Source organism: Methylobacterium cerastii (genome assembly GCF_022179125.1).
Taxonomy (GTDB): Bacteria; Pseudomonadota; Alphaproteobacteria; order Rhizobiales; family Beijerinckiaceae; genus Methylobacterium; species Methylobacterium cerastii.
In genome coordinates, this window is the sequence record NZ_BPQG01000067.1 from 23,090 (window position 1) to 29,397 (window position 6,308).

At 66.7% G+C, this 6,308-nt stretch carries 6 protein-coding genes; all 6 read right to left on the minus strand.

Annotated features, from left to right (window positions below):
- Positions 1-346: 346 nt before the first annotated feature.
- Positions 347-1,120, minus strand: a complete 774-nt coding sequence (lptB, locus tag MFF13_RS20000) for an LPS export ABC transporter ATP-binding protein (protein WP_373322586.1) — start codon at positions 1,118-1,120, stop codon at positions 347-349.
- A gap of 86 nt (positions 1,121-1,206) precedes the next feature.
- Entirely contained in the window at positions 1,207-1,983 is a 777-nt protein-coding gene (locus tag MFF13_RS20005; RefSeq protein WP_147764640.1) for an LptA/OstA family protein, read from the minus strand.
- On the minus strand, positions 1,980-2,753 hold the full coding sequence (locus tag MFF13_RS20010) for an LPS export ABC transporter periplasmic protein LptC (protein WP_147764641.1): 774 nt from the start codon (positions 2,751-2,753) through the stop codon (positions 1,980-1,982). Before MFF13_RS20010 ends, MFF13_RS20005 begins: the two co-directional genes overlap by 4 nt.
- 434 nt (positions 2,754-3,187) lie before the next feature.
- The gene (gene grpE / locus MFF13_RS20015; protein WP_238272807.1) at positions 3,188-3,811 is read right to left on the minus strand and encodes a nucleotide exchange factor GrpE; all 624 of its coding nucleotides are present in this window, start codon (positions 3,809-3,811) and stop codon (positions 3,188-3,190) included.
- A 152-nt stretch (positions 3,812-3,963) separates the two neighbouring features.
- Positions 3,964-4,791, minus strand: coding sequence for a hypothetical protein (locus MFF13_RS20020; RefSeq protein ID WP_238272808.1), 828 nt, complete (start codon positions 4,789-4,791; stop codon positions 3,964-3,966).
- Positions 4,792-4,794: 3 nt separating this feature from the next.
- On the minus strand, positions 4,795-6,308 hold a 1,514-nt coding region (locus MFF13_RS20025; protein ID WP_373322585.1), incomplete at its 5' end, for an Eco57I restriction-modification methylase domain-containing protein.

Here is a 6,308-nt window from a genome sequence, read left to right on the forward strand (position 1 = left end):
GAGACGGGAATCGAGAACGGTTATCGCGCACCGAAAAATCCTGATGCGGCGCCGAGATCCGTCGAACGTCCGCCCGGTCAGGATCTGATACCAGACCTCAATGAGCCCGACTCATCGAGGTCTGGCCCCCGCGACTGCGGGGCGGCGGCAATCCGCCGGACCTCATGGGTTCCTACCCATGAGACTTGGTAGGAGACCCTTCCCCGCGCCTGCCCCCGTCCGGGAAGCTGCGTGAGCCGGCGCGACGGCGGTATGCGCTGCTGCCGGCTCCGCCCGGAAACGGACCGTCGCAGATCCACGCCGGGCCGTCCTCCGCTCGCGACACCGATCCCGGCCGGGCCCGCCCCTAAAGCCGGAAATCCTCGCCGAGATACAGCCGCCGCGCGTCGGCGTTGGCGACGATCTCCTCCGGGGTGCCCTCGGTGAGGATGCGGCCGGAATGGGCGATGTAGGCGCGGTCGATCAGGCCCAGCGTCTCGCGGACGTTGTGGTCGGTGATCAGCACGCCGATGCCGCGCTGCTTGAGGTGCTTGACCAGGTCCTGGATGTCGCCGACCGCGATCGGGTCGATGCCGGCGAAGGGCTCGTCGAGGAGCATGAAGGTCGGCGACGAGGCCAGCGCCCGGGCGATCTCGCAGCGGCGGCGCTCGCCGCCGGACAGCGCGATCGACGGGGATTTGCGCAGCCGCGCGATGTCGAACTCTTCCAGCAGCGAATCGAGCTTTTTCGCCCGCGCCTTGCGGTCGGGTTCCGCGACCTCGAGCACCGCGCGGATGTTGTCCTCGACCGTCAGGCCGCGGAAGATCGAGGCTTCCTGGGGCAGGTAGCCGATGCCGAGGCGCGCGCGCTGGTACATCGGCAGGTGGGTGATCGGCAGGCCGTCGAGGGTGATGTGGCCGCGGTCGGCCGCCACCAGCCCGGTGATCATGTAGAAGATCGTGGTCTTGCCGGCGCCGTTCGGCCCGAGCAGCCCGACCGCCTCGCCGGTCCGCACCGTGAGCCCGGCCTCGTGCACCACCGTGCGCGCGCCGTAGCTCTTGCGCAGGCCGCGGACGTGGAGGATGCCGGGGCCGCCCTCGACCTCGGCCGGGACGGCATCGGGCCTGGCGCGGCCGAGCACCCGCCCGAGCCAGGACGGGCGCGGGCTCGCGGTCTCGGATCGGTGCGGGGAGAGGGCCTGTCCGCCGGAGACGCCGAGCGAACCGCTCAATTGGCCTGGGCCCGGGTCTTGGCCTCGCCTTTGGCTGCGTCCGCCTTGACGGCCTCCGCCGGCTTCGGCGCAGTTTTGGCGATGCCGGCCGGCTGGGGGCAGCCCTTGGCGGACTTGTTCGCGTCGGACTTCTCGCCCGGTACGAACAGGGCCGAGACGCGGCCGCCGGGCACCGGGTCCATGTTCGCGCGGCCGGTGTTCATGTCGTAGACGAGGCGCTGGCCGCGGGTGACGTTCTGGCACTGGCTCAGCACGACGTTGCCGGTGAGCACGATGCGCTTGGCGGCCTGGTCGAACACCGCGCTGTCGCCGGTGGCGACCTGGTCCTTCTGCACCACCGTGACCGGGCCGGCGCAATCCACCTTCTGGATGCCGTTCTCGCCCATGCTGGCGGCGTCTTTCGGCTTCTCCTCGGCCTCGGCGCCCGGGTTCGCCTTGTCCTTGTCCTTCGTGTCCTTGTCCTTGCCGCGCTTGTAGTGGACCGTCATCGTCGAGCAGCGGATGGTGCTGTCGCCCTGCACGGCCACGACGTTGCCGGCGAAGATCGCCTTGCTCTCGCGGTCGAACACGTCGAGGCGGTCGGCGTCGATCTTGATCGGCTCCTTGCCGCCGCCCATCGCGCCGAACGGCGAGGCCGCGTCCTTCTTGGCCGCGGCCGGGGCGGCCGGCTTCTCGGCCCGGGCGGGCGCGGCCGCCAGCGTGGCGGACGCGAGCGCGGCGGCGAGAAGCGCGAAGAACCTGAAATGCCGCGCAGACGCGAGCGGGCGGGTCATGGGCGGCCGTCCGTCGGCTCGGCCGAGGAGGTGAGGACGCGCAGCGGCACCTTCGGCTCGGCCTTGCCGTCAACCTTGCCGTCCGCCTTGGAATCCTTGGCCTTGTCCTGGTGGAACACGGTGTGGACGTTGCCGATGAAGGAGATCACCCGGCCGTTCTCGACCACGTCGAGCCCGTCGGCGACCACCTGGCCGCTCGGCACCGACACGGTGACGGTCTCGGAGGACTTCACGCTGCCGGCCTTGAAGTCGACGGCGGCCGATTGCAGCCGCGCCTCCTCGCCCTTGTCGGTCCAGATCCGGATGTCCTGCTTGAGGTCGAGGGCTTCGCGCGTCGTGTCGAACAGGCCCGTGGCCGCCTCGATCCAGGCGAGCCCGCCCTTCTCGTCGGTGGCGACGTGGCCGCGCATCGCCTCGAGCTCGATCAGGCTGGGCTTGCGCATGTCCTGGAGCGCCGCCGTGGCGGTCACCTCGTAGCCGCGGTCGCCCTTGCGGAAGCCCGACAGCTTCGGGTTCTCCATCCGCACCTTGGTGCCCGACAGCGTCACCGGCCCGACGCTGACGCCGGGAAGCACCGCCGCGAACGGGTTGAACAGCCAGGCCCCGAGCGCGATCACCGCGCCGCCGGCGACGAGCGGGAGCACCCGGCGGAGCGTGCGCACCTGGGCGCTGTGGCGGTGGGCGCGGGCATGCGCGCGGCTGCGGCGCAGGTCGGCCTGACCGCCCCCTTGCCCGAACCCATCCCTCTCGACCGCGTCGACGACCTGCATGACGATTCCGATGCGCGACGCTGGAGCGCGACGCGCCCGCGAGCCCGGCCCCGACGCATCACGCGCCACGCCGACTCGTTCCGGGATGCGCCCGGCCGATGGCGAAGTTATGGCCCAAGCGTTTCCGAATGTTCAACCATCGCTGGCATCGGGATGCCCTGAGGGGGCGAATTCGGCCGATGCGTCGTGCGTTCGCGCACAAGGATGGTGCGGCCGTCCCCTCATCGCATGCGGCGCGTCCTCGCCGCCCGGGAAGGAACATCGCTCCCGAACGATCCAGCGCCGCCCGATCACCGGCTCCCCCTCCCCCGCACCCAAGTCGGGCTTGCCCGACTTGGACGCACAGGGTGCGGATCGCGGGCAAGCCCGAGATCCGTCGGGGGGAGGGAAGCGGCGGCTTCGTTTGCTTGATACAGAGAGAATAGAGCGGTGGATCAGGCCTGCGCGGCGTCGGCCGGCGCGCCGGCCTTCGGGCCGCCCTTGGCGACACCGACGAGGGCCGGGCGCAGGGTGCGGTCGCCGATGACGTAGCCGGACTGCACCACCTGCACGACGGTGCCGGCCGGCACCTCCGGGTCGGGCACCTCGAACATCGCCTGGTGGCGGTTCGGGTCGAAGCGCTGGCCCTTGGGCTCGACCACCTTGACGCCGTGGCGCTCCAGGGTCTTGGCGAGGTCCCGCTCGGTCAGCTCGATGCCGTCGATCAGGCCCTTCAGCGCGCCCTCGGCCGAGGCCCGCGCCTCGGCCGGGACGCTGTCCAGCGCCCGGCGGATGTTGTCGGCGACGTTGAGCACGTCGCGGGCGAAGTTCGTCACCGCGTAGGTGCGGCCGTCGGCGACCTCGCGCTCGGTCCGGCGGCGCAGGTTCTCCATCTCGGCCAGCGTCCGGAGCGTCCGGTCCTTGAGCTCGTCGCGCTCTGCGGTCAGCGCCGCGAGCTTGTCGTCGGCCGGGGCGGCCTGCGCCTCGGGGGCGTCGTGCGGGGCCTCGTGCGCCACGCCGGCCCCGGCCTCGACCGTGTTCTGGCGCGGGTCGTCGTGCTGCATGTCGTTGCTCGTCATCGCGAAAAGGGCTCGCCGGCTGATTTCGGGGTCCGCGCTGATATCAGGCGCGCGGCCTGCGAAATCAACCCGTCCGCATCGGCCGGCTCGTCGTGGCTCGGCGTGGGGCCGCACAGTCCGCGTGGGAGGGGCCAACCGTCTGATTTCGGATGTTACTCGCAATCTTGCGATAAGAGGCATGCTGATTGAATGTCTAGGTCAGGCGATGCACATACAGAGTTAATGCCAAGTGCGTCGATGTCGATCATCGCGCCTGGAACGCCCTCACATCTCGATCCAGAGATGGCGCATTGCGATCGTGTTGAGACCGTTAGCGCGGGTATGTTGGGACTTAAGGATGGCTCGCCGCCTGGTTGTGTCGTGGTCTTCGATTTCGAGTCGGTCGTCGGACTCCAGAGCGGTGCGGCGGTCGCCGCCAAGTCATCGATCCAAGTGCCGAGTTCGCGCTGCCAATGTGGGATATTCCCAGTCTGGACATAGCCAATCATAGCGGCAAACGCATGGTTGGCGGCATGGGCGCCGCTCTTGAACCGCTGGATCCCGCCCGTGGAGCTAATGTTGCTGTACAGATATTCGCGCGGATCGCGCTTCCTGGCGACCGGGGTGGGGAGCCGCTTGCATTCGATCGGGAGTAGAATGTCATATCGCGAATAGTGGCGATCGCCGATCCAAATCGAACAGTCGCTTGGCTTGGCTGCAATGTCGAGATTGCGACCGCCTTTGATGTCATCACGCGTCTCGCGTTGAAATTTGAAGGCGTCGAAACCCGGGGCGGCGCGGGCGGCATCGTTCAGGAAATCGCACAGCTGATCGGAGAGCGCATCCTCGGCTGTTTCCGGCGGCCGCATCTCGTCATCCCGCCAAAAGGGCAGCGCCTCGGCGATAAAGGCGACGAGCGTGCGAAGCTGGGTCGCGGGCTGATGCAACCCGATCCGCAGCCCCTCGGTAATCGGTCTGCTTTCCCTGCCGTCTGCCAGCACGAACTAGTAACCCTGAGCCCGAAGGTCGGCGAGCACCTCGTCGGCGTCGCGCAGCCGGATTGATCGCATCCAGAAGCGCAGCCGGTCCGGCTTGATCAGGAACAGCAAATTGTCATCGTAAATCCGGGCAATCCGCGTGACCGATACACTCTCACTGCGCTGTTCCCGGATTAGCGCATCAACCCGCCCGCGCAGCGTCTCGCTATCCGACCAGTCGATTTCCACCGCGCCGAAGGAATAGGGCTGGCAGATGATCCCAGGCCAGGATTGACTGGGGTGCGCCACGAGTGGGTTGTCGCGGTATAGGTGGTTAATCGCGGCGAGAAAAGTTTCGTTGAAAGCCGGGAGTACAGCCTGACCAGAACTCTTCAGCGCGACCGATTGGTCACCCCTGCGGATCAGGTCGCGCTGATAAGCGACGATGTCGTGCACAAGGATAGCCTCGCTTGCGCTCAGCCCGAGATCGCCTGACTCAGGGAACGGAAGGTCGAAAATGTCGCCTGTGCTTGTCGCTGTGGCCTTCTTGTTAAACAACCGAAAGCTTGTCGCGGCAGCATAGGCCGACAGGCAATTCCGGTTCATTGAAATGAAGTCCGACACCGCAAGTAGGTCCGGGGTGTCCGAGTCGTCGCCCGAAAAGCCGACAATCTCGTCGGCAAAAGTCATATAGCCTTTGTCCCAGAAACCTTGATCAAGATTTTCCTGCTTGCGCACGAGCAGAAGCGGGGCTTGAAAAGCCCGCTCCGACCGCACGTCCGAAATTGGCACACGCGGCGCGGTCTTCACCTTGGCACTATTGATTCCATGCGGACCGATTGCGTCGGGGGGCATCATCGGCTTGCCCCAAATATGGTCATGCGAATTCTTGTGAATGCGATTGCCGCGCATGAAGCCTTGGCCGCGTTCCCAGCCTTTTACCTGGGCAAAGGTACCAAGCGTTCGCATCTCCGCCAGCCGCCGCACCAGATCCACCACACGCTGTGTGCCGAGCAATCCCGCGCGCCACGTGCGATAGTCCGCCAGATCCTCACCGCGCGCTATCCAATGCATGTCATAGTAGTCGATGTCGAAACTCTGCTCGGCATCCGCCTTGCCGCTGCGCCGAAAAATCGCGTGAAGAATTTTGCGCGTGCCCTCGGGCTCACCCGCCAGCGCGACGACGACGACGATCTGCGTGTCGCCACCCCCCTTTGAGAACAGGCCGCGGACTGAAACGAAGTCCAAGATCTCGCGAACGTCCCATTTTCCAAAGATATGTCTGCGTAGCCCTTTTGAGTTGAGATTGTAGAGGAGGCCTGCTGGCTGAATCATGCTAATCACCCCGCCGTCTGTGAGCATATCCTGCGCAGAGACGAGAAAGAGATAGGCGAGCTGGTCGTTGGGGAGCTTCTCGGCCAAGTTCTGCCTGAAGGCCTTGGCAGCGCGAACGGCGCCTGGCGTCGACAGCGACGACTTGAATGGCGGATTGCCGATGATCACGCCGACTCGCTTGGCTATTAGGTCGTGAACCCATAACG

Bases quoted from the DNA above. Each gene is read 5' to 3' on its own strand.
- MFF13_RS20005 (WP_147764640.1), bottom strand. From the start codon at position 1,983: ATGACCCGCCCGCTCGCGTCTGCGCGGCATTTCAGGTTCTTCGCGCTT.
- MFF13_RS20010 (WP_147764641.1), bottom strand. From the start codon at position 2,753: ATGCAGGTCGTCGACGCGGTCGAGAGGGATGGGTTCGGGCAAGGGGGC.
- grpE (WP_238272807.1), bottom strand. From the start codon at position 3,811: ATGACGAGCAACGACATGCAGCACGACGACCCGCGCCAGAACACGGTC.